The 26,759-nt window shown below is 32.9% G+C and carries 24 protein-coding genes; 6 read left to right on the plus strand and 18 right to left on the minus strand.

Annotated features, from left to right (window positions below):
* The first annotated feature begins 3 nt into the window (after positions 1-3).
* Together D9V42_RS12110 and D9V42_RS12115 are read left to right on the plus strand one after the other, a co-directional pair.
* Positions 4-288, plus strand: a complete 285-nt coding sequence (locus tag D9V42_RS12110) for a hypothetical protein (RefSeq protein WP_107555508.1) — start codon at positions 4-6, stop codon at positions 286-288.
* A gap of 356 nt (positions 289-644) precedes the next feature.
* Positions 645-1,790, plus strand: a complete 1,146-nt coding sequence (locus D9V42_RS12115; RefSeq protein ID WP_122065152.1) for a YihY/virulence factor BrkB family protein — start codon at positions 645-647, stop codon at positions 1,788-1,790.
* Positions 1,791-1,969: 179 nt separating this feature from the next.
* On the opposite strand, the gene vraR is transcribed toward D9V42_RS12115, so the two are convergent.
* From vraR to map, 5 genes are all read right to left on the minus strand, one after another.
* The gene (vraR, locus tag D9V42_RS12120; RefSeq protein WP_017723494.1) at positions 1,970-2,599 is read right to left on the minus strand and encodes a response regulator transcription factor VraR; all 630 of its coding nucleotides are present in this window, start codon (positions 2,597-2,599) and stop codon (positions 1,970-1,972) included.
* Positions 2,589-3,632, minus strand: a complete 1,044-nt coding sequence (vraS, locus tag D9V42_RS12125; RefSeq protein WP_107530778.1) for a sensor histidine kinase VraS — start codon at positions 3,630-3,632, stop codon at positions 2,589-2,591. The genes vraR and vraS overlap by 11 nt, the downstream gene beginning before the upstream one ends.
* Positions 3,629-4,330, minus strand: a complete 702-nt coding sequence (vraT, locus tag D9V42_RS12130; RefSeq protein WP_107555506.1) for a cell wall-active antibiotics response protein VraT — start codon at positions 4,328-4,330, stop codon at positions 3,629-3,631. Before vraT ends, vraS begins: the two co-directional genes overlap by 4 nt.
* A 16-nt stretch (positions 4,331-4,346) precedes the next feature.
* Complete coding sequence (locus D9V42_RS12135) at positions 4,347-4,733, minus strand: hypothetical protein (protein WP_107530776.1); 387 nt, start codon at positions 4,731-4,733, stop codon at positions 4,347-4,349.
* Positions 4,734-4,837: 104 nt separating this feature from the next.
* The gene (gene map / locus D9V42_RS12140; protein WP_039069016.1) at positions 4,838-5,590 is read right to left on the minus strand and encodes a type I methionyl aminopeptidase; all 753 of its coding nucleotides are present in this window, start codon (positions 5,588-5,590) and stop codon (positions 4,838-4,840) included.
* Between the two features lie 176 nt (positions 5,591-5,766).
* On the opposite strand from map, the gene D9V42_RS12145 reads away from it, so the two are divergent.
* Positions 5,767-6,753 (plus strand): FUSC family protein, encoded by a 987-nt coding sequence (locus D9V42_RS12145; protein WP_107555505.1) that lies wholly within the window; start codon positions 5,767-5,769, stop codon positions 6,751-6,753.
* 202 nt (positions 6,754-6,955) lie between these two features.
* On the opposite strand, the gene gatD is transcribed toward D9V42_RS12145, so the two are convergent.
* Positions 6,956-7,678 (minus strand): lipid II isoglutaminyl synthase subunit GatD, encoded by a 723-nt coding sequence (gene gatD, locus D9V42_RS12150; RefSeq protein ID WP_122065154.1) that lies wholly within the window; start codon positions 7,676-7,678, stop codon positions 6,956-6,958.
* Positions 7,675-8,994: a lipid II isoglutaminyl synthase subunit MurT gene (murT, locus tag D9V42_RS12155; protein WP_122065155.1), complete on the minus strand. Its 1,320-nt coding sequence runs from the start codon at positions 8,992-8,994 to the stop codon at positions 7,675-7,677. Before murT ends, gatD begins: the two co-directional genes overlap by 4 nt.
* 169 nt (positions 8,995-9,163) lie before the next feature.
* Here murT and ftnA point away from each other — a divergent pair, with 169 nt between their 5' ends.
* Positions 9,164-9,667, plus strand: a complete 504-nt coding sequence (ftnA, locus tag D9V42_RS12160) for an H-type ferritin FtnA (RefSeq protein WP_107555502.1) — start codon at positions 9,164-9,166, stop codon at positions 9,665-9,667.
* A 298-nt stretch (positions 9,668-9,965) separates the two neighbouring features.
* Positions 9,966-10,520: a 3'-5' exonuclease gene (locus tag D9V42_RS12165; RefSeq protein ID WP_107555501.1), complete on the plus strand. Its 555-nt coding sequence runs from the start codon at positions 9,966-9,968 to the stop codon at positions 10,518-10,520.
* A 48-nt stretch (positions 10,521-10,568) separates the two neighbouring features.
* Here D9V42_RS12165 and dinB read toward each other — a convergent pair whose 3' ends face one another.
* The 7 genes from dinB to gatC all read right to left on the minus strand — a co-directional run bounded on the left by dinB (position 10,569) and on the right by gatC (position 18,604).
* On the minus strand, positions 10,569-11,639 hold the full coding sequence (dinB, locus tag D9V42_RS12170) for a DNA polymerase IV (protein WP_107555500.1): 1,071 nt from the start codon (positions 11,637-11,639) through the stop codon (positions 10,569-10,571).
* Between the two features lie 202 nt (positions 11,640-11,841).
* A complete protein-coding gene (locus D9V42_RS12175) occupies positions 11,842-12,393 on the minus strand; it encodes a DUF3267 domain-containing protein (protein WP_122065157.1) in 552 nt (183 codons plus the stop codon).
* A gap of 212 nt (positions 12,394-12,605) precedes the next feature.
* Positions 12,606-13,967, minus strand: coding sequence for a 23S rRNA (uracil(1939)-C(5))-methyltransferase RlmD (gene rlmD, locus D9V42_RS12180; protein ID WP_122065159.1), 1,362 nt, complete (start codon positions 13,965-13,967; stop codon positions 12,606-12,608).
* A 72-nt stretch (positions 13,968-14,039) separates the two neighbouring features.
* A complete protein-coding gene (locus D9V42_RS12185; protein WP_017723481.1) occupies positions 14,040-14,957 on the minus strand; it encodes a diacylglycerol kinase in 918 nt (305 codons plus the stop codon).
* Positions 14,958-15,402: 445 nt separating this feature from the next.
* The gene (gatB, locus tag D9V42_RS12190) at positions 15,403-16,830 is read right to left on the minus strand and encodes an Asp-tRNA(Asn)/Glu-tRNA(Gln) amidotransferase subunit GatB (protein ID WP_122065162.1); all 1,428 of its coding nucleotides are present in this window, start codon (positions 16,828-16,830) and stop codon (positions 15,403-15,405) included.
* A gap of 12 nt (positions 16,831-16,842) precedes the next feature.
* Positions 16,843-18,300 carry an Asp-tRNA(Asn)/Glu-tRNA(Gln) amidotransferase subunit GatA gene (gene gatA / locus D9V42_RS12195; RefSeq protein ID WP_122065164.1) on the minus strand — a complete coding sequence of 486 codons (1,458 nt, stop codon included), beginning with the start codon at positions 18,298-18,300 and terminating at the stop codon, positions 16,843-16,845.
* Position 18,301: 1 nt separating this feature from the next.
* Complete coding sequence (gene gatC / locus D9V42_RS12200; protein ID WP_029378965.1) at positions 18,302-18,604, minus strand: Asp-tRNA(Asn)/Glu-tRNA(Gln) amidotransferase subunit GatC; 303 nt, start codon at positions 18,602-18,604, stop codon at positions 18,302-18,304.
* A 370-nt stretch (positions 18,605-18,974) separates the two neighbouring features.
* On the opposite strand from gatC, the gene putP reads away from it, so the two are divergent.
* Entirely contained in the window at positions 18,975-20,510 is a 1,536-nt protein-coding gene (gene putP, locus D9V42_RS12205) for a sodium/proline symporter PutP (RefSeq protein WP_122065166.1), read from the plus strand.
* A 94-nt stretch (positions 20,511-20,604) separates the two neighbouring features.
* Here putP and D9V42_RS12210 read toward each other — a convergent pair whose 3' ends face one another.
* From D9V42_RS12210 to pcrB, 4 genes are read right to left on the minus strand one after another with little or no spacing between them, the layout of a single operon-like run.
* Positions 20,605-21,813 carry a CamS family sex pheromone protein gene (locus D9V42_RS12210; RefSeq protein ID WP_122065168.1) on the minus strand — a complete coding sequence of 403 codons (1,209 nt, stop codon included), beginning with the start codon at positions 21,811-21,813 and terminating at the stop codon, positions 20,605-20,607.
* A gap of 12 nt (positions 21,814-21,825) precedes the next feature.
* Positions 21,826-23,829, minus strand: a complete 2,004-nt coding sequence (gene ligA, locus D9V42_RS12215) for an NAD-dependent DNA ligase LigA (RefSeq protein ID WP_107555395.1) — start codon at positions 23,827-23,829, stop codon at positions 21,826-21,828.
* Positions 23,830-23,832: 3 nt separating this feature from the next.
* Positions 23,833-26,043 (minus strand): DNA helicase PcrA, encoded by a 2,211-nt coding sequence (gene pcrA / locus D9V42_RS12220; protein ID WP_122065170.1) that lies wholly within the window; start codon positions 26,041-26,043, stop codon positions 23,833-23,835.
* Positions 26,040-26,732 carry a heptaprenylglyceryl phosphate synthase gene (gene pcrB, locus D9V42_RS12225; RefSeq protein WP_107555397.1) on the minus strand — a complete coding sequence of 231 codons (693 nt, stop codon included), beginning with the start codon at positions 26,730-26,732 and terminating at the stop codon, positions 26,040-26,042. Before pcrB ends, pcrA begins: the two co-directional genes overlap by 4 nt.
* Between the last annotated feature and the right edge of the window lie 27 nt (positions 26,733-26,759).

Here is a 26,759-nt window from a genome sequence, read left to right on the forward strand (position 1 = left end):
ATAATGCAAAACAAATTAATTCCAGGAATATTAATAGGTGCCATCATCGGAGGTGCAGCAACATTAGCAGACAAATCAACAAGACAGTCTTTAAAACAATCTATCAAAGATAGAAAAGAAGGCAACCGTCCTCAAAAACCATCTGCAATTAATAATATAAAAGATGAAGTATTTTACTGGAAAGATGTTGTTGAAGAAATCAGACGCAATAATCCCGAATTGGAACGTTCAATAAAAGAAGCTAAAAACACATTTGTCGAACGTAAAAACAATCGTTTAAACAGCTAATGAAGTCTCTGAAATAAACATGAGGTATTACATTGTATGCTGATGGGTTATTATTAACAAACTGAAATTCTATGTTTGTAACTTTATAGCAATTCAATACACAGTAATAATTGATATTTAAATACTAAGTATTAGTCATTTTAATTTTTTAGATATCAATCACTCTCACTCGGAGCGAAACATGAAATCAAATTAAAATTTTGATTTCTGTCTCGCTCCTTTTTATATTATTTTATGATTCACAATATTATCTGTAATTATTCATTTCATGTTTATAGTAAGAATATTGCAACACATATTTACCTTATTATCATTTTAAAGTATATTAAAAATATAAATACATAAGGAGTTTTGATATGTCTAAAAAAGAAAAAACGAATTCTAACTTTTTAAATTCTGCTAAAGAGATGGAAAATAAGGACTCAAACGAAAATAGTAGTGAACAGATTAAACGTGATCGTACATATATTACACCTGACGAATTCAAATCAAAATCACCCAAAAAGGACAATCAAGCGTTCTTTGTATCACGTATTAACAAACCAGCAAAATATACCAAAGATTCTAATTTTTTCTCTTATTTGGTATATAGAATAGGAAAAGATGACGCATCTGGTTTATCAGCACAACTGTCTTATTATTTTATGTTATCCCTATTCCCAATGCTATTATTTTTATTATCAATAGTTCCTGTAGTCGGTGTAAAACAATCTACCATTAGAGACATGATTAAAGATCATGTGCCACCTGCTTATGCTTCACAGGTAGCTGATATCATTGGCGATATCATGAGTAATGCTAGCGGTAGTATTTTATCTGTAGGTTTAATCTTAGCATTATGGTCAGCATCAAATGGAATGACTGCATTGATGAATTCATTTAACGTTGCCTACGATGTTGAAGATAGTAGAAATTTTATTGTTTCAAAATTATTTAGTGTTTTATTTACATTAGCTATGATCATCGTTATGCCAGTAGCACTTGTATTACCGACATTTGGTCAACAAATTGGCGATTTATTATTTGGTCCACTTGGACTTGGAGAACAAGTGAAATGGGTATTTGATACAATTCGCTATGTACTTCCAGTAATTGTAGTCTTGATTGCATTCATGGTCTTATATACCTTAGCGCCAAATGTTAAAATTAAGTTAATGTCTGTCATACCTGGCGCTATCTTCGCAACTATCGTTTTCTTAGCTGGTTCATACTTATTTGGTATATATATATCTAATTTTTCCAATTATTCTAAAACGTACGGTAGTATCGCTGGTATTATTATATTAATGCTTTGGTTATATATCACTGGTTTTATTATCATTATAGGTGCCGAAATCAATGCAATTTTCCATCAAAGAAAAGTTGTTGTTGGTAAGACACCTGAAGAACAAACTTTTGCGGAAATCAAGCAAAATCATACGCCTTCTGAACAACAAGACTCTAATTCAGAAGATGTAAATTTAGCTACTGATTCAAACAATAGCAAAGATAATAACCAATAAAATTTAACAATACTACAATATCTCTAGTCATGAGAGTAGGATAAAAATCTAATTTATTTAAAAATTTTCGCCCTTCTTAGATGGCGAGATGACTAGCTTAATAAAAATAAAGGCTAAAACTCAACGTATTAAATGATTACGTTTCTGTTTTAGCCTTTATTTATTAAATACTTTGTAATTTATTGAATTAAGTTGTGTTGAAAAGCGTAAATAACAGCTTGTGTTCTATCTTGTACTTCTAATTTACTCAAAATATTACTTACATGTGTTTTAACGGTTTTAATTGTAATATGTGAGGCGCTTGCTATTTCTTGGTTTGAGTAGCCTTTTGCAATTAATAATAAGATTTCCATCTCACGCTCTGTTAACATTTCATATAATTCTGCACGTTGTTTCATCCTATTTCTCATCTTAACTAAAACTTCTGCTTCAAAAACCGATTCATTGTTATAAGTTTTTCTTATTGCCTCTGCAATATCACTAGCGCTCGTTGTTTTTAAAATGTAGCTATCCACACCTGAATCAAGCGCACGGTATACTTCGTTATCTTCTATATAACTCGTAAGCATGACTACCTTCATATGAGGTAAATCTTTTTTCACTTGTTCAGTTGCTTCAACACCATCCATATCATCCATTAGCAAATCCATTAATATTAAATCTGGATTCAATTGATGCGCCTTTTCAATTGCTTCCTTTCCGGATTTCCCTTCTCCTACAACATCAATGTCTGGTTGTGTTGATAAATAGCTAGATATTCCAATTCGGACCATTTCATGGTCATCCACAAATAAAACTTTAATCGGCATATGAATCCTCCTTATTTAATGGGGCTTTAACTTCAATTCTCGTACCTGCATCAGGTAGTGACACAATATGAAACGTTGCACCAATCTCTAGTGCACGTTCACGCATATTTTTCAAACCATAACTTTGTTCTACCTTATCATCTACATTAAAGCCTTTACCATTATCTTGTATTCTCAATAATAAATAATCATCTCTATTGAATAACTCTATGGTCACTTTAGTTCCTTTTGAATGCCTTAATGTATTCGATATAGCTTCTTGTGTGATTCTAAATAAATGATCTTCTATACCTTTAGGTACTTTAAATTCTTCTATATCATGTATAACTTTCATCGGTACTTTTTTCTGTAAATCTACAACTAAATCTTTAATACCTTCACCAAGCGATTTATCTTTTAAGCCTATAGGTCTTAAATGTAATAATAAAGCTCTCATTTCTAGCTGAGAATCTTGTATCATTTTCTCTAGTACTGGAATTTGTTGATCTAAAGGGGCTTCTAATTTTGTTTCTTTTATTGCTGATAACATCATGCTAGCTGCGAACAACTGCTGACTCACCGAATCATGTAGTTCGCGCGCTAACCTTTGTCGTTCATCTTCAATAATTTTTTTCACTTTTACATCATTAATATTATATGATTCATTTGTTAAATTTTGCGTTTTCATCCTTAATTTATGTACTTCTTGATTTAAAGGGACTAACGTTTGATATAACTCAATGGTTTCGTTATACAATTCTATATTTTGATCATTTATCCCTACAGTTTGCCCTTCTATCGACCTTTCTATTTGGTCTTTTAACCAATGGTTTTGTTGATTTATTTTATATGCTAATACAGAACCTACAATAATACAGAGCAAAATAACCATTAGATTTAAAAATAATAAGACGGGTATACCAAATATTTGCGTATAAAACATACCTTGAAAATACATAATATTAACAAATACTTTATCAATAAAAAATATAGCAAAAAATGTACTATAAACTAATATCAACATTGAACCTATTGCTCTAATATAGTGATTCATTTATAAATCACCTCAACATCACCTAAGAAGGACGAAACATAAATGTTTACAGCATAATTATCCTCTTTAGTTTCCTCGATAATTTTGATATTATTGTTCTCGACTTTATAGGACGTCTCATTTACATAAGCATTGCCATATAACGTCGTGAAATGCAATATTATATTGTAGTTCAATGGGACAATAATTTGTACTTTCCCAATAATATGACGGATAACTAGCGTATTATTCTCTTTAATATTTGCCGCTTTCGACATATCGATATGGATATCTCCAATACCATGTTGTACCTGTATGTCTTCCCATTTATATACATATACAGGTGTACGTTGTTCACCAAACCATTTTTGCTTTATAAAATCTGGCGTATCTACTTCTTCTTCTGCAGCAGTTATTTTTAAAGGTCTAAATCTATAAATAATGTATCTCACAATAAGTACTATTAAAAATACAAACAAGATTATAATCGTGTATTTATTAGAAAGCAACGTAAATGCAATTAACAAGACCCCTATCCAAAACGAGAGTAGTCCACGTACTTTATGAAAATAAATATAACCTACATAAACTAAAATACAACCAAGTAATAAAACAAGTAAAAAGCCAATTTTTTCAAAGAAAATATAGTAAAAATTGGCAATAATCATCAATGCTGTAAAAACAATAAGCATCTCTGTCGATATATATTTATGAGTCATGTTTCGCCACCTTTCTTCAAGCGACTAAACTTATGCGTTCGATTAAATCACACTCAGTTTCGATATTTGCTCTTTCAACTGCTTGTTGTGATAGATCGGATTCGATTCGAGCGTAGTCTGCTTCCATTTCATTTAAATCATTTTTTATTCTATCTATTTCGATATCCTCAATCTCTTGAGCACAATAAATGTAATCTTCATCTATCATATCAATATACTTATTTTCTAATGATAAGGTTAAATTATCAATTAATTTTGCTACATAAACTTTTCTTTCGAGTAAGTAATTTATGTACATTTCAATACTTCTTAATTTTTTATCTAAATACTGTCTATATTCTACTAAACTAGTATAGAAAGTGTTTTTTGTCATTTTTTCTAAGTAAGTCTTAATATAATTCATAGAATCACCTCATGATTGATTAGCTTCTATTATAAAAAATATCCGGAACCTTTAATATAGGCTCCGGAACCATCTTATATTAGGACTTTAGACCGAAACACTATCTAATCTATTTTAGTAGTTAATACTGGTCCATCTTTTGTCACAATGACAGTATGTTCAATTTGAGCCACAAAACTTTTATCTTTTGTTTCAAATGCCCATTCATTCTTTCCTTCAGTAACGTATGTTGCTTTTGTAGAAATAAATGGTTCTACTGCTATGACTGTACCTTCTTTTAGTAACGTTTTATCTTTTGGTTCGTAATAGTTCATCACGTGGTTTGGTGCTTCATGTAATGATTGGCCAACACCATGCCCAGTTAAGTTTTTAATTACAGTAAGGTTGTTTTTACGTGCAGTTGCATGCACTGCTTTACCAATTTGGCTTAGTTTCGCACCTGGTTTAATTCTAGTCATCGCTGCTTCAAAGGCCTCTAGTGCTACGTCACATACTTTTTGTTTCAAAGGATTGTCGGCTTCACCAACTACAAATGAAATGCCTGTATCTGCATAATAACCATTTTTTAAGGCTGATACATCAATGTTTACCAAATCACCCTCATTTATTTTACGCTTACCAGGAATACCGTGAGCAACTTCTTCGTTCACACTGATACACGTTTGACCTGGGAAGTTCTCATCGTGAATTGGTGCTGAGATTGCACCATGTTCTTCAAATAATACTTTTGCTATATCATCTAACTCTTTAGTAGTTACACCTGGTTTAGTGGCAGCTTGCATTTTATCTCTTATTAAAGCACATATGTAACCAATATCTTTTAAAGCTGTTAATTCTTCTTCTGTTTTTACGATCATATTATCCCGTTCCTTTATATATATTATATTCTCCCTTATTATAGCAGAATTTTTTTGATATAATAAATTAGAAAATTTTAACATGTATAGTTTAACATTTTATGGAACGAATGACATGACTACTTTTAATATTTCATATTGGTTTGACGACTATACATACCATTAGGAGTTTTTCTATGAATGACATTTGGTATAAAAAGATTATTGGCGCACGCACAATCAAAACAGGGTTAGCTACATTTTTAACAGCATTTTTCTGTTTAGCCTTAGACTTAAACCCTATTTTTGCAATTTTAACAGCAATTGTTACGATTGAACCGACTGCTAAAGCTTCTCTGAAAAAAGGCTATCGAAGACTGCCAGCAACAATTATTGGCGCTTTATTTGCCGTAGTATTTACATTTATCTTCGGTGATCAATCACCTTTTGCCTATGCTTTTAGTGCAACATTTACAATCATTTTGTGTACAAAATTAAATTTACACGTAGGTACAACTGTTGCAACACTCACAGCAATGGCCATGATTCCAGGTATTCACGATGCTTATTTCTTTAACTTCTTTTCCAGACTTTTAACAGCTATTATCGGCCTTGTAACTGCAGGCCTTGTAAACTTTATCATTTTACCTCCAAAGTATTATGAGCAATTAGAATCTTCAATTAATACTTCAGAACGTAAAATGTACGCTCTTTTTAATTTAAGAATGCGTCAACTCCTACTTGGTAAATTTACCAAAAGTGCACCTTATCGCCAGTTAAATACTTTAATTGACATTAATCAGAAAGTGGAGATGTTGCTAGCTTATCAAAAAGACGAACTTAGTTACCATAAACATAATGACTCCGATTGGTTACGGTTAAAGTCATTAACTACTCGATCACACACGAATAGATTATTTATAACTCATTTATCAAACTTAGTCTACTTACCGAAAGATACTAATGTCACATTTAGCCATGAAGAAAAATTGGCGATCCTTTATATCGCACAGAGTATAAATAACATCTATGCTACTGGACATTTTGAGCGCCAGCCACGTCACGCTTCATTGCTCAAGACATCAGTCAAAGGTTTAGATGAATTTGACGAAAACCAAATCAAGAGTCACATCATTTATGAAATACTATTAATTTATCGTATATTAGATCATCGTTTCGCTTAATAACATTATAATTAGTCAATTGATATATAATTACATTTACCAACTAATGATTCATAATAAAAAAGAGTGGTACAGAAATTATTTTTAACTAAAATAATTTCTGTACCACTCTTTTGCATCAGCTTTAAATCATGCTATCGTATTAACATAAACGCTTAATACACTTTATTCAGAACATTTATCGTAAATTCTTTAATTTTAATTAATTATTTTTCTGTACACGCTCAACAATTACTCTTTTAGCAGCTTCTTCTTCTGTATTATCCACTTGTTTAGGCTCAAATTCTATACCTTTACGTTCACAAGCTTTCTCTAATAAGTAATCTGTAATTTCATGGTTTTTTGGTAAAATTGGACCATGTAAATACGTGCCTAATAGATTTTTATAATGAATACCTTCTGCCGCTTCATCATCGTTATTGCCATAACCATGTGTTACTTTGCCTAACGTACCATATGGATGATATGTGCGACCGCCGTGATTTTCAAAGCCAACAATTGTACCAAAAGTTTCGCTTTGTATGACGATATCACCAGTAAGACGATCTTTTTGTGATTCTGTATAAAAATCCAATATATCTAAGCCCGCAAGTTCTATACCTTCAGGAGTAATATATTTACTACCCAAAAATTGGTATCCTCCACAAATTGTTAGACCTGGCATCCCATCTTCAATTGCTTCTTTTAAAGTATCTTTAATTTTACTTAACTCTTTTGTTGCAAGGGCTTGTTCTCTATCACTTCCACCACCAATAAAGAATATATCACACCCATCTAATGTAACACCTTCTGTTTCGTTAACATCTACAACATTCAATTTAATATTTCTTAATTTAGCACGTTGCTTTAATGCAATAATGTTACCTATGTCACTATATAAATTTAATTTGTCTGGCATAAAATGATAAATCGTTAATTCATTCATTTCACTTTGACCTCCTCAAATGAGTGGTTTAATTGTTCTAGCATTGGTGCAAGTGAAGTATAATTTGGAATTGCCACGGTGAGGCTTTCTTTATAATCCATTGTTTTAGCCGTTGCTTTGTATATATCCTTTTCCAAAATAATCGGTACGTTAACACCAGCAAGTTTTAATCGTAATTGCAATTCCTCAGCACGTGTACCTGTAACAATAATGGCTTCAATTTGCTGTCTCGTTAACTTTTCAAAATCTGCATCATATATCCATGATGTATCCCTACCATCTGCTGCATTATCGTTTAAACTCAACACATAAACTTTACTACCAGTTAAATGTTCTCCCACAGATAAACTTGCATTCATTCCAGCAGGGTTTTTCGCAAGATTAATCATTGCCTCTTTACTATCTTTTTTAAAATATTGCATACGCCCATTGTCCGAAGTATAAGTTTCGAAACCTTGTCGTATCCCTTCATCATCTAAACCTAATTCTTTTAAAACTGTGTATGCTGCTATCGCATTATACGCGTTAAAATCACCGGCTATTTTCATATTAAATGTAGTTGTTCCTACACCTAAATTAATAAATGGTGTAAGTGTAAATTGAGATACTTCGTATTTTGCATCTTCACGTTTAAATCCACATTCGCAATGGTAGTGTCCGATTTGGTTATATTGTACATAATCATAATGTAATAATCGACCACAGTTTGGACAATAACGACTTTCATTCATTGTACTTTGCTCAAATTCATAAGCGTGTGCTTTCATCCCATAATAAACAACTGTATCACTAGCTATTTTTAATCTACTAACAAATGGATCATCTGCATTCAATAGCAACTTAATTCCCTTATTATTGATTGCATTTGCTATGTTATTGACCATAATATCGATTTCGCCAAAACGGTCCATTTGGTCTCGGAAGAAATTCGTAACAACCATCATTGTCGGCGTTACTTCATTAAGCACTCTTGGAATTGACCCTTCATCTATCTCAATAACTGCAATTTTTGTATCTTTATTATTTTGCAAAATAAAAGCTGATGTTATACCTGCAGCCATATTTGCGCCTTCATTATTATGTATGATTTCTATATCATTAGCTCTTAATGTATGACCGATTAAATTCGAAGTTGTCGTCTTCCCATTTGTACCACTAATGAAGACAATTTCGTCAACTTGAGAAGCTAATTTTCGTAATATATTTTTATCTATTCTTCTAGCAACTTGACCTGGCAAATCTGTACCTTTTTTACCGGCAGCTCTACTCGCTTGCCTAGCCATTTTTGCTAATCGGGTTGCAGTCCAATGTCTCATATACTTCCTCCTTCTACTCTTCACTAGAATATTATAACATGATTATGTTGTATTCCAAACAATTCTAAATCTAAATTACCGTTGCATTTTTACTATCGTTATTGTGTATAATTTACTACGATGAATAGTTTTGATATACTTAAAAAAAAGCATTGGAGGCTTATTAATTATGTTAAATGAAGACTTATTGAATGCGTTAAATGAACAAATGAATCATGAATTTTATGCAGCTCATGCATATATGGCTATGGCTGCTTTTTGTGATGATAATTCTTACGAAGGGTTTGCTAACTTCTATATCCAACAAGCTAAAGAAGAACGTTTCCATGGTAAAAAAATATACGACTACATTAATGACCGTGGTGGCCATGCACTATTTAGTTCTATCTCTGCACCAAAAACAGAATTCTCAAGTATTTTAGAAACATTTAAAGATGGTTTAGCGCAAGAACAAGATGTTACACGTAGATTCTATAACCTATCTGATTTAGCCAATAAAGATAAAGATTACGCGACAATTTCATTTTTAAATTGGTTCTTAGATGAACAAGTTGAAGAAGAAGCTATGTTTGAAACACACATCGATTATTTAAATCGTATTGGTGATGATAGTAATACACTCTATCTTTATGAAAAAGAACTAGCTGCACGTTCTTTCGACGAGGAAGCCTAAGTCTCATCTTACATTTAAACCATTTATAAGATATTTATGCTGTTAAAATAACATTGCATAAATATCTTATTTTTTTATACTCCATGCCCAACTTGAGTAAACCATAAAGAGAGCAGATTAGAAACCAATTTTTGTTAAAATGATTCATATGCCACTCCCTCTTTTTTATATTCTTCCACAATATCATTTATTTTAAACTAGTTATAAAAGCCACTTTGAATCGTTTTGTTAACTTGACTAGTTTGCCATATTTATATAAAGTCATTACATATTAGTATTAAGAAAGGAACCATATAACATGAATTCAGACGCCTTTATTGCACTAGATTTTGAAACTGCAAATGGAAAACGTACAAGTATTTGTTCTATTGGGATGGTTAAAGTTGTTAATCATCAAATAACAGAAACATTTTACACGCTCATTAATCCTAATGATTTCTTTTCACAACAAAATATTGCAGTTCATGGCATTCATCCCGAAGAAGTTGCAGACGCACCTACTTTTAAAACTGTGTACCCATACATGTTAAAGTTTATAGGTGATTTACCTGTAGTAGCTCATAATGCAGCTTTTGATATGACTGTATTACATGAAAGTGTTAAATCATTAGGAGTTGAAACACCGTGCATGACTTATTTTTGTTCACTTCAATTATCACGAAGAACAATTCATCATCACCGTTACGGCTTAAACTATATGATGCAATATTACAATTTAGATTTTCATGGCCATCACGATGCCCTAAACGATGCTAAAGCTTGTGCTATGATTACATTTAGACTTTTAAAACATTATGACAATTTACCAAGTATGCTTAAGGTATATGGTAAAGACCTAAGAGATAAAGACTAAACATGGTTAAGATATTTAAATTGTTAAAGTTATATAAATTAAACCAATTTAAATGTAGTCATAAATTGTCATATTTTCGAATGTCGCCTTTTCTAGGTTCCCTACGGTTACACCTATAAGTCGAATAGGTGTATCGGAATCTTTTAACTCAGTATATAAACTATATGCAACATTATAGATATCAGTTTCGTTCCGTACGGGATCACGTAAGCTACGTTGCTTTGATAATGTTTCAAATTTAAATGTCTTTATTTTAACGGTAACTGTTTTACCTGATTTATGCAATTTAGCTAACCGTTCTGCTGTTTTATTACTTAATTCCCAAACTTTTTGTAATATTTCATCATCATCATTCATATCTGTAGCAAATGTTCGCTCTGTGCCGACAGATTTTCTAACCCTCGTTGATTTAACCGGATTATGGTCTATCCCTCTTGCCTTGTTATATAAACCGTGACCTCTTTTACCAAACAGCCTAATAAGCTCTCGCTCGCTTTGATCATATAAATCTTGCCCCGTATATATATGATGCTCATGCATTTTTTCTTTCGAAGCTTTACCTACCCCCGGAAAATCACCAATATCTAACGTCATCAATATATTGTGTACGTTATGGTAATCAATTACAGTTAAACCGTTGGGTTTGTTCATCCCACTAGCTAACTTTGCTAGAAACTTATTATAAGAGACACCTGCAGATGAAGTGAGTTTTGTCGCTTCAAAAATGTCTCTTCGTATATATTGTGCAATATGAGAAGCGGGTAAATCCGGTCTGACAAGATGTGTAATATCTAGATAGGCCTCATCCAATGAAAGTGGCTCAACTATATCCGTATAACTTTTAAATATATTCATGATCTGTTCAGACGCTTCCCTATAAGCTTCAAACCGAGGTGTTACATAATAACCGTTTGGACAAAGTTTATGGGCCTGAGCGGTGGGCATTGCAGAATGGACACCATATTTTCTCGCTTCATAAGACGCTGTAGAAACAACACCTCTACCACTTGCTTTACCACCTACAATAACTGGTTTCCCCTTTAATTTAGGGTTATCTCTCATTTCAACTTGCGCAAAAAAATAATCCATATCAATATGAATGATTCTTCTCTCTGACAATGACCTCACCTCCTCTTTTGACTATTTTTCAAATTTCACATTACTTATATCTTACAATTTACTATATTTTAATTCTTCAAATTTGCTCATTAAAAAAGAGTTAGTTCTAGCTATTAAAATACACACTGAACGTATCGTCAATATGTATTTTAATAGTAGAATCCTAACTCTCTCATTAAAAACAATTTATATTAAATATATGCTATTTTGCTTCTGTTTGTAAGTCTTGGAGTGAAGCTTTAGTGTAAAATGTAATACCATCTTCTGTGTCTTCAATCAATTGCACATTTTTATTAAAAGCACCTGATAGAAAGTACAAATCCAACACACAGTATCCTATGTGGAAACATGCTATGAATATCAGCGATGAATATGCAAAGAAAGAAAATAATACGAATAGCGCACTTGTAATGATGACTAATGGAGCTAACATGATGCTGATGTACTGCCATTTTTTAAAATAAACATTGGGCATATGTGTTGTCATTAAACCTAATCGAATACGATATGTAGGTTTATTACCTTTTGCAAACATTCGAAACATAATGTTGTGAATAAATTCATGTAAAAAGTATACAACTGCAAAACCTATTATGCCAAGCAACAAATTTAAAACAATATTCTGTTCAATAATATGTGTCATAGAATAAGCTAATTTATAAGATACTAAAATGCTAATCATCACAATCGTAAATTGAAATAATATAAAGCCTTCAAGCGCCTTTTTGCTTGAAAATAAATCAATTTTGAACATCAGTCAACCCTCCATGTCATTCGTTATTACCTAGAGTATACAACGATTATCTCCACTAATAAAGGGCTTTTCAAGAAAGTTAGTTGCTTGTAATTAAATTTTAACAAACTTACTCGATTTGCAATAATCTGCAATACTCAGTAAACAACTTATTAATTAATTTCACAATTACTATATATAATAAAACATCCAATTAACTTAATGATTTAAATCTAAAGTCTCTCAAATTGCGCAACTGTTTCAACATGTGTTGTATGTGGGAACATATCTACAGGTGTTATTTGCGTTAATTTATAATGACGTGCTAGTAATTGAGCATCACGTTGCTGTGTTGATGGATTGCAGGAAATGTAGACGATCTTTTTGGGTTTTAATTCCAATAATGTTTCCAAAAATGTTTCGTCACACCCTTTTCGTGGTGGATCAACCATTACTACATTTGGTTTAATTCCTTCTGATTCCCATTTTAAGATAACATCTTCGGCCTTGCCACAGACAAAAGTAGTATTTTCAAATTGGTTTATAGTCGCATTTAACTGTGCATCCTTAATTGCCTCAGGAACAATTTCAACCCCATAGACATGTTTCGCTTTTGGAGCCATGTATAATCCGATAGTACCAATGCCACAATACGTATCAAGCACAACTTCTTCACCTTGTAATTCAGCATATTCTATAGCACGTTGATATAACTTTTCAGTTTGTATGGAGTTAATTTGATAAAATGATTGATCATTAATTTTGAATGTAACATCAGATAATGTATCTTCGATCTCATCTTTTCCATATAAAGTATATGAATTGTCTCCCATGATTACATTAGAATGTGTTGTATTTATATTTTGTTTAACACTGACAATTTCTGGAAAATCCGCTACTAATCTATCTGTTATGATGTCACTTTGTTTAAATTTTTTGCCATTTGTGACAAAAATAACCATTAATTCCCTTGAGTGGTGTCCCGTTCTAATAACGACATGACGCATTAATCCTTGCTTCTGATGTTCATTATAAACACTCACATTAAGTTCGTTAAACCATACTTTAACCTTGTTTATTACGTCTTGATGTAAACGATCTTGTATTAAACATTCATCCATATCGATTATGTCATGACTGCGCTGACGATAAAACCCAGTTATTATTTCATGTTCATTATTTTTACCTACTGGAATTTGTGATTTATTCCTATAATACCAAGGATTATCCATTCCAATCGCATCGTGTATAACCACATCTTTAAATCCTGCTTTTCGTTGAAATAAATTTATCACTTGTTCTTTTTTCATATCTAATTGTGCTTGGTAAGTCATATGCTGTAACTGGCAACCACCACATTTATAATAATAGACACATGGTGGTTCTACACGCGACTCACTTTGTTCTTTAATAGTCATTAATTTACCTATTGCAAAATTCTTTTTCACTTTAATCACTTTAAATTCAATTATTTCATCAATTAATGCATTAGGAACAAAAACAGGATAGCGATCGAATTTAACAACACCATGCCCTTCGTGCGTTAAATCTACAACTTTACCCTCTACGACTTCATTTTTTTGAATTGCGTTCATTATTTCACCCCACACTAAAAGAGGTTAGGGAATATTTATAGACTGACCTAACCTCGTAGTTTATTCTGTATTTTATTGTTCAACTATTTCTTCATTTTGTATATCGCTTGGTGTAAAAACTTCAATATGCTGTTTCAAGTTCAAGAAATTACCTGGTAGTTTACCACCATATTCGCCATCTACATTAAGTTGCATATCGGTAAACGAGGAAATACTTATAGATTTCGCTTTTTTATAATGTACCTTTGGATGTTTCGTATGCTCACCTCTTGATGCTAAAGTCATTATATGACCTAGTTCTGCAAGATTCGCCTTTTCAACGATAATCAAAGTAAAATAACCATCATCTAATTTGGCGTCAGGTACTAATTTCTCAAAACCTGCCATTGAATTTGTCAAACCAAGTAAAAACAACAGGGCTTCGCCTTGAAATAATTCGTCATCATATTCAATGCGGATATCTACTGCTTTCATTTGTGGTAACATTTCAAACCCTTTTATATAATATGCAAACGGTCCAACAATGGATTTTAATTTACTCGGTGTTTCATACGATACTTGAGTTAATTGTCCTCCTGCGGCTAAATTAATAAAATAGCGGCTATTCATTTTCCCTATATCTACACGCGTAATGTGACCTTCAATGATAACATCAATCGCACTCATTATATCAGTAGGTAAATGTAACGCACGACCAAAATCATTAACAGTGCCCATTGGAATGATACCTAAACTCGGTCTATTGGCTTTTTCTGCTATACCATTGATAACTTCGTTTAAAGTGCCATCACCACCAGCGGCTATGAGTACATCGTAATTTTGTTCTAAACAACGTGTTGCTTCTGTTGTGGCATCTCCGACTTTTTCAGTTGCATAAGCACTTGTTTCAAAACCTGCTTTTTCTAATTTAATTAAAACATCCGGTAACGTACGTTTAAAAAGTTCTTTGCCAGATGTTGGGTTATAAATGATTCTAGCTCGTTTTCTCATAATTTATCCCTCAACTTCGTATACTCATTACCTATATTAAATGATTTACATAGATGATAAAAGCATTTTAGGTTAAATTTTAAAAGAAAATACATAACCGTGTGTATAAGAACAAGAGAGGCAAAGAAATTTGATTTCTTTAAAACTATTTCTTCCTCCCCTTGACGATGACTTGTATTAGTTGGACTATAAGGTTTAGCTGAACTCGCTCATGCATAAGTCCCACTAACTTATTTCATAAGAAGTGGGGTTTAATGATTACTTGAGCTTGCGCTCATGCATAAGTCCCACTAACTTATTTCATAAGAAGTGGGACTTTAGCTGTTGTAATATAATGTTTAAGGCTGGGACAATTATATTGTCCCAGCCTACTAGTATGAGTATATAGAAAATCTAGTACACATGATTACAATTTTGCAATTAATAAATATCTATGTGTGAACTATTATCTTTTATCTAATTCTTGTTTCAATAATTGATTGACTAGTTGTGGATTTGCTTGACCTTTCGAAGCTTTCATAATTTGACCAACTAAGAAGCCCATCGCTTTACCTTTACCATTTTTATAGTCTTCAATTGATTGTTCATTATTATCTAATGCTTCATTTACAAATTTGAGAAGCGTTGCCTCATCCGAGATTTGAACTAAGCCTTTATCTTCCATAATTTGCTTCGCATCCCCACCATTTTCAGCAAGTTCTGGGAATACTTTTTTAGCGATTTTACTACTCATTGTGCCGTCTTCGATTAATTTAATCATTCCAGCTAAGTTTTCAGGTGTAAGTTTAGTATCTAATAATTCAATTTGGTTTTTATTTAAGTACTCGTTCACTCCGCCCATTAACCAGTTAGATGTTAATTTGACATCAGCACCTTGTGCTACAGCACCTTCGAAGAAATCTGACATTTCTTTAGTGAGTGTAAGTACATGTGCATCATAAGCTGGTAAACCAAATTTATTAACATATTTCTCTTTTCTTTCATCAGGTAATTCTGGAATTGTTTCACGAACACGCGCTTTCCATTCATCGTCAACGTATAAAGGAACAATATCTGGTTCCGGGAAATAACGATAGTCATCAGAACCTTCTTTAACACGCATTAATAATGTTTTACCATTAGATTCATCAAATCTACGTGTTTCTTGAAGAATTTCCCCACCGTTTAACAATTCTTCTTCTTGGCGTTTTTCTTCATATTCTAGACCTTTACGAACATACGTAAATGAATTTAGGTTTTTAAGTTCTGCTTTTGTACCAAACTCTTCTTGACCATATGGGCGTAAAGAAATATTAGCATCACAACGTAGTGAACCTTCTTCCATTTTACAATCAGAAACGCCTGCGTATTGAATAATAGAACGTAATTTTTCTAAGTAAGCATACGCTTCTTGTGGAGAACGAATGTCTGGTTCAGATACGATTTCAATTAATGGCGTACCTTGTCTATTTAAATCAACTAAAGAATAGCCATCTTTATGAGTTGATTTACCAGCATCTTCTTCCATGTGTAAACGTGTGATACCAATACGTTTCGTCTCTCCATCAACCTCGATATCAATATAACCATTTTCACCAATTGGTTGGTCAAACTGTGATATTTGATATGCTTTTGGATTATCTGGATAGAAATAGTTTTTACGGTCAAATTTTGATTCCGTAGCAATTTCCATATTTAATGCCATTGATGCTCTCATAGCCCAATCAACTGCACGTTTATTTACTACTGGCAAGACACCAGGATATGCAAGGTCAATTACATTTGTATTTGAGTTTGGTTTCGCTCCAAAATGCGCTGGTGATGATGAGAACATTTTAGAATCTGTTTTCAACTCAACATGGACTTCTAGCCCAATAACTGTTTCAAAATGCATGATTTCCACTCCTTATAATTTTTCGTATTCATTATGAAAATTGAATTGTGTTTCGTATTGGTAAGCGACACGGTACAATGTTTTTTCATCAAAAGGTTTACCAATAAATTGTAAGCCAATTGGTCGACCATTTGATTGTCCACACGGTACAGAGATACCTGGTAACCCTGCTAAGTTTACAGGCGTTGTTAGTAAATCGTTCGCATACATTGTAAGTGGATCATCAATCTCTTCACCTAAATTAAATGCAGTAGTTGGTGTAGTAGGTCCTACTACAACATCATAATTTTCAAAAATACGATCAAAGTCATTTTTAATTAAAGTTCTAACTTTTTGTGATTTTTTGTAGAAAGCATCATAATAGCCTGAGCTTAATGCAAATGTACCTAAGAAGATACGACGTTTAACTTCTTCACCAAAACCTTCACTTCTAGACATTTTATATAATTCCTCTAATGAATTAGCTTCAGGTGAATGATAGCCATATCTTATACCGTCGAAACGAGATAAGTTAGATGATGCTTCTGAAGATGCAATAACATAATAAGATGGAATACCATACTTCGTATTAGGTAATGAAACTTCTTCAACTGTTGCACCTAATGATTTCAGTGTTTCAACTGCTTCTTTAACTGAATCTTTAACCTCATCAGAAATACCTTCACCTAAATATTCACTTGGTAAAGCTACTTTAAGACCTTTGATGTCTTTTCCTATGTCAGCTGTATAATCAGCTGCTTCAACAGGCGCACTTGTTGAATCATTTTCGTCAACACCTGTAATTGCCTCTAATACTAGAGCATTATCTTTAACCGTACGTGTCAATGGCCCAATTTGATCTAATGATGATGCAAATGCAACAAGACCAAAACGAGATACACGTCCATATGTTGGTTTTAGACCTACGATACCACAGTATGCAGCTGGTTGACGGATTGAACCACCAGTATCTGAGCCTAAACTAAACGGTACTAAGCCTGCTGCTACAGCTGCTGCTGAACCACCAGATGAGCCACCTGGAACGGCGGTATGATCGAATGGATTCACTGTTTTTTTGTAATAAGATGTTTCTGTTGAACCACCCATTGCAAATTCATCCATATTCAATTTACCGATAAGTACCGCATTTTCATTATGTAACTTGTTCATTACAGTTGATTCATAAATCGGTACAAATCCTTCTAGCATTTTACTAGCACAAGTTGTTTCCACACCTTCGGTAATGATGTTATCTTTAATTCCCATTGGGATACCAAATAACTTACCTTCCATTTGGTCCTTAGCTTGTAACTCATCAAGCTCTTGTGCTTTCTTAATTGCATTTTCTTTATCTAACGCAAGAAATGATTTAATAGTTGGATCCGTTTCTTCAATTGCATCGTAAATGTCATTAACAATTTGTGATGGTTTTATTTCTTTGTTTTTGATTAAGCTGATTAAATTCTCCACAGATTCATAACGGATCGTCATCTTAAGCGTCCTCCTCATTCATGATAGATGGTACTTTAAATTGTCCATCTTCCGTCTCTTTAGCATTTTTTAATGCAAGCTCTTGGGGAATGCCCTCGACTGCTTTATCTTCACGTAATACATTTTGTAAATCTAATACATGATATGTTGGTTCAATGTTACTTGTATCCGCTGTATCTATTTGGTTAGCAAAGTTTAAAATACTTTCTAAAGTGTTTTGCATTTCTGCAGTTTCATCTTCAGTAATTTGAAGTCTTGCTAAATTAGCGATGTGTTCAACTTCTTCTCGTGTAACTTTAGCCATTAAATAAAAGCCTCCTTTTTACTCATTCATTACAAAATTGTACCAAAATTCCGTCCAAAAATCTAAGTTTTTCAATAATATACACAAATTAAAACGATTTAATTTAGTAAGTTATACCAATTATTTTTTTAAATTGTAATGGGTTCATTAGCTTTATCTATAGATTCGTTGCTTTTATTTGCATATTAAATCACAAAAATTTATAACGAGTGTATCATTACAATATAAATATGTAAGCGCTTAACGATATGTTGTGAAAAGTAATATGTCGTTAAAAAATAAAAATAGTACTACTTTATTTATAAATTTCATTGTATAATCATTCATGTACAACAATTTAATAGATAAAGACAAAGGGAGATGATGAACCATGCTGATTTTGGGCACTTCATTAGCTAATCAAGTTCATGCGAGTTGGCAAACTTATATTATGATCGTAATATATTTCATTATACTACTCGTTATTGGTTATTATGGGTATAAACAGTCTACAAGTAATTTAAGTGAATTTATGCTTGGAGGCAGAAGTATTGGTCCTTATGTCACCGCTCTTTCAGCTGGTGCATCGGATATGAGTGGTTGGATGATTATGGGATTACCTGGTTCTGTATATAGCACAGGGCTTTCAGCAATGTGGATAACAATCGGTCTCTCATTAGGCGCATATGTGAACTACTTTATCGTAGCGCCTAGGTTGAGAGTTTATACTGAACTCGCAGGCGATGCGATTACATTACCAGATTTTTTCAAAAATAGACTGAATGATCAAAATAATTATATAAAAATTATTTCTGGTTTAATTATCGTAGTTTTCTTCACGCTGTATACACACTCTGGTTTTGTTTCAGGGGGCAAATTATTCGAAAGTGCTTTTGGTATGAACTATCACTGGGGGCTTATTATAGTAGCTGCGATTGTCATATTTTATACTTTTTTTGGAGGTTACTTAGCAGTTTCGATTACAGACTTCTTCCAAGGCGTTATCATGTTAATTGCCATGGTCATGGTACCCATTGTTGCTCTCATAGAGCTCAGTGGTTTAGATACGTTTAGACAGGTAGCTGAAATGAAACCAACAAATATGAACTTATTTAAAGGTACCACAGTATTAGGGATTATCTCATTATTTGCTTGGGGTTTAGGCTATTTCGGACAACCACATATCATCGTTAGATTTATGTCTATTAAAACACATAAACTGTTACCTAAAGCAAGACGACTTGGCATAAGTTGGATGGTTATAGGTTTGTTAGGCGCTGTAGCAGTTGGTCTCACTGGTATTGCATTTATTTCTGAACGCAATATTCAATTAGAAGATTCTGAAACACTATTTATTGTCATGAGTCAGATTTTATTCCATCCTCTTGTAGGTGGTTTCTTATTAGCAGCGATATTGGCAGCCATTATGAGTACAATATCATCTCAGTTACTTGTAACTTCTAGTTCATTAACTGAAGACTTTTATAAATTAATTCGTGGAGAAGATAAAGCCCGCGAACACGAAAAAGAATTCGTCTTGGTTGGTAGGTTATCTGTATTGTTAGTAGCCATCGTTGCTATTTGGATTGCTTGGTCACCAAATGATACTATTTTAAATTTAGTCGGAAATGCCTGGGCAGGATTTGGCGCTGCTTTCAGTCCTTTAGTCATCTTCTCACTATACTGGAAAGGTTTATCACATGCAGGGGCTTTATCTGGAATGATTACAGGTGCAGTAGTTGTTATTATCTGGATTGCTTGGATAAAACCTTTAGCTAATATCAATGAAATATTTGGTATGTATGAAATCATACCGGGTTTCTTGGCAAGTGTGATTGTAACTTACCTTGTTAGTAAATATACTAAAAAACCTGGAGATTTTGTCGAAAAAGATCTTAATAAGGTCAAACAAATGATTAAAGAATAAACACTTTCTAATTATTTATATAATATAAAGACGCCCTACAAGATTGACATAAATTGACAATCTTATAGGGCGTTAATTTAATATATCCTATTTACTAATTATTATTTTTATAAATATGAACTTGCGGTTCTTTATCATCTTTTGATTTACTAATTAAGGCTTTTGGATTATTACCATCCTTAATATGAATTTCATATTCATCTATACCGTCAAAATATTTTTCTGCTTGTTCTGTCACATACTGGGTGATACCAATTGTTTCTGCTTTACCATAGTAATCAATTGGTACATCGACAGATAATTGTTTTGCTTCTTTTTTATCAAATTTAACCGTTCCGACTGCTTGAGTAAAGTTATTAAAATAAGTTTGTAAGTCATCATTAAACTGTTTAAAATCATTATTTAAGTTTTCGTCTAAATCAGCCGCTTCTTGTGAAGGTAATAAGACTGTCTTTTGATTAATATCTTTCCAGTCATTGATGCGAGTTTTACCTTCTTCGACAGTTGTACCTGCAATAAACTCTCCAGGTACAATGGAATTTTCACCAGTTTGTTTGTAGATTGCAAAATGTATTGGTATTTCTTTTAATTCTTTATGCTCACGAATTCTAGATAGAATTTCCCCTGCCATTTGCTTACCTTGCTTTTTAATTTCTTTATAATCTAAATCTTCACTATAAGTTTCGCCATCTTTTTCTTTTTGATAATAGTATGTACTATTCATTGCTAAACCTATAGTCATGCCTTTGATTTTTTTACCTTTAGTATCACCGCTACCATAAAAATCCTGTTCTAAAATGTTAGATAAATAGGCTGGTGAATTTTTAGCGATTTTTTCAGGATCTGTTTCACCATTATGAGAAGGATTAAGTCCTAAATTCTCATTTGCTTTTTTCTCTTTACGTTCATCTTCATCCATCTTATCTACTTCAGATTTCGTATACTTTGGACTTAAAAATGCATTAATTGTGGACTTATCTAAGTATTGTCCATCTTGATATAAATATTCGTCAGTTGGAAATACACTTTTACTTAAATCTAAAAGCCCATTTTCAAAGTCTTCTCCATTATAACTATTAGCCATATTATCTTGTAATAATCCTCGAGCCTGACTTTCTTTAAAAGGCAAAATTGTTCTGTAGTTATCACCTTGTACATTTTTATCAGTTGCGATTTCTTTTACAGAACCTGATTCTTGTTGCTGTTCATTATCCTTTGATTTTTCTTTTGGTTTCTCTTCGTTTTGACCACATGCTGATAATACAAAAATTGCTGAAATGATTAATATTATCGTTCTTTTCATGCATTATCTCCTCTATCCCTCAATTTCTTTTTGTTTCTGAACAAAATCTTCTTCAGACCAAATGTCGGTACCGAATTTTTCTGCTTTAGTTAGCTTAGATCCAGCGTCCTCGCCTGCAATGACCAAATCTGTACTTTTAGTAACACTGTTTGTTACTTTTGCACCTTGTAATGCTAACCATTTTGATGCTTCATTTCGTGTCATTTGATACAGCTTACCAGTAAGGACAATTGTTTTATCTTTAAATTCAGGATGTCCTTCAAGTTCACTTGTCTTAACACCTTTATAAGTCATATTAACATTTTTAGCTTTTAATTTTTCAATAAGTGCACGAATATCTTCATTTTCTAAATAAGTCACTACTGATTGCGCTAATTTATGTCCAATATCGTGGATTGCTATCAAATCTTCTTCTGTGACATCAAACAACTTATCCATGGTACTATATTTTTCTGCAATGACTTGGCTTGCTTTCACACCTAGATGTCTTATACCTAATCCAAACAATAATTGTTCAAGAGAATTAGATTTTGCTAACTCGATAGCTTTAAGCAGGTTATCGATTTTTTTCTCACCCATGCGATCAAGTGGTTCTAGGTCCGCTTTCGTAAGATAGAAAATATCAGCTACATCTTTTATCAGTTCATTTTCGTATAATTGTTGAATCATTTTTGTGCCTAGACCGTCAATGTTCATAGCTTGTCTAGAGACAAAATGTATTAAACCTTCTACTAATTGCGCTTGGCATTTCGGATTGATACAGCGTAATGCAACCTCGCCTTCAATCCTTACTAACTCATGATCACAACTAGGACAATGTGTAGGCATATGATATTGTTCTGCATTTTCAGGACGTCTATCTAACACACTCTTGATAACTTCAGGGATAATATCTCCAGCTTTTTTAATGACAACACTGTCGCCAATTCTAATATCTTTATCATGTATCAAATCTTCATTATGTAACGAAGCGCGAGAAACAGTTGTTCCTGCAACTTTTACCGGTTCAAGTATTGCAGTTGGTGTCACGACACCCGTTCTACCAATACTTAACTCAATATCTAACAACTCTGTTATTACTTCTTCTGCAGGGAATTTATATGCAATAGCCCAACGCGGTGATTTTTGGGTGAATCCAAGTTCTTCTTGTTGTTCTAAAGCGTTCACTTTAATGACAATACCATCAATATCATATGGCAATTCTTCTCGTTGATCTGTCCACTTTTCGATATATGCCAACACTTCGTCTATCGTTTGAACACGTTGACGTGCCTGATTTGTTTTAAATCCTAATTGGTCTAACTCATCTAACGCTTCGCTTTGAGTATCTGCGTTAAATTGCGTAAAATCATTCACACTATATAGAAAGACACTTAATTTACGTTTAGCTGCAAGTTTAGAATCTAATTGTCTTAGTGAACCTGCAGCTGCGTTTCTTGGGTTTGCAAAAGGCTGTTCATCATTTTCTGCCTTAGCTTCATTCAAATTAAAAAATGATTTTCTAGGCATATACGCCTCACCTCGAACTTCAAATGTTCTAGGTTCATTAATTTTTAAAGGAATAGCGTGAATGGTTTTTAAGTTTTCTGTTATATCTTCACCTGTTGTACCATCACCACGCGTTAATCCTTGAACAAATCTTCCGTTTTCATATTTTAATGACACAGCTAAACCATCTATCTTTAATTCACACATATACGCCACATCACCAATGTTGTCACGTATACGTTGATCAAACTTCCTCAAATCTTCCTCGTTAAATGCATTGCCTAAACTAAGCATAGGGGTATCGTGTTGCACTTTCTCAAATGTCGATTGCGCACTACCGCCTACTCTCACTGTAGGTGAATCGTCTGTTCGATATTCAGGATGAGTTGTTTCAATATCTATTAATTCATGTAACAACTTATCATACTCGCTATCAGGCACGGATGGATTATCTTGAACATAATATTCATAGCTATATTGATTTAATAATTCATGTAATTCATTTACACGTGATTGCAAATCAGCCACTTGTTACTCCCCCTTCTTCTCAATTGGTGCGAATTGTGCTAGTAAGCGTTTCGGCCCTTCTGATTTAAAGATAATATCTAATTCTACTGAACCATTTTTTTCTTTCACATTACTAACCATACCCTCACCCCAAGATTTATGCATCACTTTATCACCAACATTCCAATTAGTTGTTGCTTGAGCTTTCCTTGAAGCAGTAGTCTTTTGGCTATGTGCTCTTTTACCAGGTTGTTTCGTAGCTGATTGGAAACGATTTCCTTGGCTTTGAGAAGTAGACTTACGCTTAGATTCATTTTCTAATAAATCTTCAGGGATTTCTCTTAAGAATCTAGATGCCATATTAGACTGTGGTCTACCAAATAACATTCTAGATGTAGCATGTGTTAAGTATAATGTTTCTTCTGCACGTGTAATAGCCACATAGCAAATACGTCTTTCTTCTTGCATTTCATGTTCATCATCACTTTTAATCGCTCTAATATGTGGGAATAGCGATTCTTCCATTCCCATTATAAAAACAATCGGAAATTCTAAGCCTTTAGCCGAATGCATTGTCATCAACGTTATACCATTTTCAATTTGTGCTTCATCTATATCAGCAACTAATGATAAGTCAGTAAGGAAATTTATCAAAGATTGTTCTTCTAACGGCGTATTTTCTTCATAATCTTTTGGTACAGACATGAACTCATCAATATTTTCTAATCTACTTCTAGATTCTAACGTTTGCTCACGTTCTAACATTTCACGATAACCTGATTTTTCTAATACTTCATTTACAATCTCTGTAATTTCTAAAAACTCTTGCTGTTTGATGATGTTTTGCATCGTATCATAAAAAGTGATACATTCTTGCGTTACTTTTTTAGATAAACCAATAAAATCAACTTCTGCTAATGCATCAAACATACTCAAATCATTTTGCACGGCATATGCTTGAATTTTATCTACTGAAGATGGACCAATACCACGTTTTGGTATATTAATAACACGACGTAAGCTAATATCGTCATTACTGTTTGCAATTATTCTTAAGTAACTTAATAAATCTTTAATTTCTTTTCTATCGTAGAACTTTTGGCCCCCGACCATTGTATAAGGGATATTCGATTTCATAAAGGTTTCTTCCAGAACACGTGATTGTGCATTGGTACGATATAGAATTGCCATATCTTGATATTTCTTACCATTTCGTTGATGTTTCATAATTTCACGCACAACATATTCTGCTTCATCGCGTTCAGTTGTCGCTTCATAGTAATGAATTTTATCTCCATCTGTGTTCCCTGTCCATAATCCCTTAGGCTTACGCTCTGAATTATTTTTAATAACTTCATTCGCTGCATTTAATATATTTTTAGTAGAACGATAATTTTGTTCTAAGAAAATTGTTTTTGCCTCAGGATAATCTTCTTCAAATGACAAGATGTTTTGGATATCTGCACCACGCCAACCGTAAATTGATTGATCGGAATCTCCTACTACACATAAATTTTTGAATTTTGATGCTAATAATTTCACTAATGTGTATTGTGCTTTATTCGTATCTTGATACTCATCTACATGGATGTATTGGAATTTGTTTTGATAATAATCTAATACTTCTGGAACACGTTCAAATAATCGGATTGTCACCATAATTAAATCATCAAAGTCTAGCGCTTCATTTCTTGAAAGTTGGCGTTGGTAACCTTTATATACAGTCGCAACCATTTGCGTATGATAGTCATTTGCTTCTTTTTGCGCATCCTCAGGTGTCTTTAATTCATTTTTCAAATTACTAATTGCGCCTATAAACATTCTAGGTTCAAATTTCTTACTATCTATATTTTCATTTTTTAAAACATCTTTAATAACTGATTTTTGGTCAGTTGGATCAATAATCGTAAAGTTTCTTTCAATACCAATACGATCCGCATCTCTTCTAAGAATTCTCACGCACATTGAGTGGAACGTTGACATCCAAATCACTTCAGCTTGTTCCCCAACTAAAGTTTGGACACGCGCTTTCATTTCCTTAGCTGCTTTATTTGTAAAAGTAATCGCTAAAACATTATACGGAGACACTCCTTTTTCATCTAACAAGTAAGCAATACGATGTGTTAAGACACGTGTTTTACCTGAACCTGCGCCTGCCATTATAAGTAATGGACCCTCTGTTGTACGTACTGCCTGGCTTTGTTCGTCATTCATTTTATTAACTAATGCATTCATTTATGTGTCTCCTTTATCTTAACTGTTTTTAGTGCTTTGTTTATATCTTCATAAATTATGTTGCCAACGATGATTGTATCAGCTACGGAAGCCATTGCCTCTGCTTCTTTATACTCGCTAATACCACCACCATAAAATAATTGTGTAGTCGATAATGAATCAGCTGCTGCTTTTACCATATCAATGTCTCCATAACATCCACTATATTCGATATACATGACCGGTAATTTATAAATATCATTAATCATTTGTGCATAAGCTTCAATATCTTCTGTTGTCATTTGTGTGTTAGCTTGTGTTAATTTTGCTACTTTACAATCTGGATTTAAGACAACATAACCTTCGAACACTATTTCTTCAAAATCGATTAAATACCCATAATTTTTCAGTGCTTCTAAGAGCATACCATTATGAAACTTTACATCCATGCTATTTAACACTGTAGGTATAAAATATAAATCAAACCCTGGTACAATACTATCTACATTTGAAAATTCAAATACTAGCGGTACGGAATGAGTATTAACTTTTTTCATTAAGTGTGAAACGTTATCTTCGGTAACATTATCTGTACCACCTATCATAATAGCATCGGTCCCAGATCTACAAATTAGCTCTAAATCCTCGTCACTAATTGACTTTGCAGGATCTAATTTAAAAATATGTTTCCACTTTTTAATCTCATCCATAACATGTTACTCCTTCTTTTAGCATAC

Origin of the sequence: Staphylococcus pseudoxylosus (assembly GCF_003697915.1) — a bacterium.
Lineage (GTDB): Bacteria > Bacillota > Bacilli > Staphylococcales > Staphylococcaceae > Staphylococcus > Staphylococcus pseudoxylosus.

What these genes read in the sequence shown, in the direction of transcription:
- D9V42_RS12110 (WP_107555508.1), top strand. Translation starts at nt 4, where the DNA reads ATGCAAAACAAATTAATTCCAGGAATATTAATAGGTGCCATCATCGGA.
- D9V42_RS12115 (WP_122065152.1), top strand. Translation starts at nt 645, where the DNA reads ATGTCTAAAAAAGAAAAAACGAATTCTAACTTTTTAAATTCTGCTAAA.
- vraR (WP_017723494.1), bottom strand. Translation starts at nt 2,599, where the DNA reads ATGCCGATTAAAGTTTTATTTGTGGATGACCATGAAATGGTCCGAATT.
- vraS (WP_107530778.1), bottom strand. Translation starts at nt 3,632, where the DNA reads ATGAATCACTATATTAGAGCAATAGGTTCAATGTTGATATTAGTTTAT.
- vraT (WP_107555506.1), bottom strand. Translation starts at nt 4,330, where the DNA reads ATGACTCATAAATATATATCGACAGAGATGCTTATTGTTTTTACAGCA.
- D9V42_RS12135 (WP_107530776.1), bottom strand. Translation starts at nt 4,733, where the DNA reads ATGAATTATATTAAGACTTACTTAGAAAAAATGACAAAAAACACTTTC.
- map (WP_039069016.1), bottom strand. Translation starts at nt 5,590, where the DNA reads ATGATCGTAAAAACAGAAGAAGAATTAACAGCTTTAAAAGATATTGGT.
- D9V42_RS12145 (WP_107555505.1), top strand. Translation starts at nt 5,767, where the DNA reads ATGAATGACATTTGGTATAAAAAGATTATTGGCGCACGCACAATCAAA.
- gatD (WP_122065154.1), bottom strand. Translation starts at nt 7,678, where the DNA reads ATGAATGAATTAACGATTTATCATTTTATGCCAGACAAATTAAATTTA.
- murT (WP_122065155.1), bottom strand. Translation starts at nt 8,994, where the DNA reads ATGAGACATTGGACTGCAACCCGATTAGCAAAAATGGCTAGGCAAGCG.
- ftnA (WP_107555502.1), top strand. Translation starts at nt 9,164, where the DNA reads ATGTTAAATGAAGACTTATTGAATGCGTTAAATGAACAAATGAATCAT.
- D9V42_RS12165 (WP_107555501.1), top strand. Translation starts at nt 9,966, where the DNA reads ATGAATTCAGACGCCTTTATTGCACTAGATTTTGAAACTGCAAATGGA.
- D9V42_RS12175 (WP_122065157.1), bottom strand. Translation starts at nt 12,393, where the DNA reads ATGTTCAAAATTGATTTATTTTCAAGCAAAAAGGCGCTTGAAGGCTTT.
- rlmD (WP_122065159.1), bottom strand. Translation starts at nt 13,967, where the DNA reads ATGAACGCAATTCAAAAAAATGAAGTCGTAGAGGGTAAAGTTGTAGAT.
- D9V42_RS12185 (WP_017723481.1), bottom strand. Translation starts at nt 14,957, where the DNA reads ATGAGAAAACGAGCTAGAATCATTTATAACCCAACATCTGGCAAAGAA.
- gatB (WP_122065162.1), bottom strand. Translation starts at nt 16,830, where the DNA reads ATGCATTTTGAAACAGTTATTGGGCTAGAAGTCCATGTTGAGTTGAAA.
- gatA (WP_122065164.1), bottom strand. Translation starts at nt 18,300, where the DNA reads ATGACGATCCGTTATGAATCTGTGGAGAATTTAATCAGCTTAATCAAA.
- gatC (WP_029378965.1), bottom strand. Translation starts at nt 18,604, where the DNA reads ATGGCTAAAGTTACACGAGAAGAAGTTGAACACATCGCTAATTTAGCA.
- putP (WP_122065166.1), top strand. Translation starts at nt 18,975, where the DNA reads ATGCTGATTTTGGGCACTTCATTAGCTAATCAAGTTCATGCGAGTTGG.
- D9V42_RS12210 (WP_122065168.1), bottom strand. Translation starts at nt 21,813, where the DNA reads ATGAAAAGAACGATAATATTAATCATTTCAGCAATTTTTGTATTATCA.
- pcrA (WP_122065170.1), bottom strand. Translation starts at nt 26,043, where the DNA reads ATGAATGCATTAGTTAATAAAATGAATGACGAACAAAGCCAGGCAGTA.
- pcrB (WP_107555397.1), bottom strand. Translation starts at nt 26,732, where the DNA reads ATGGATGAGATTAAAAAGTGGAAACATATTTTTAAATTAGATCCTGCA.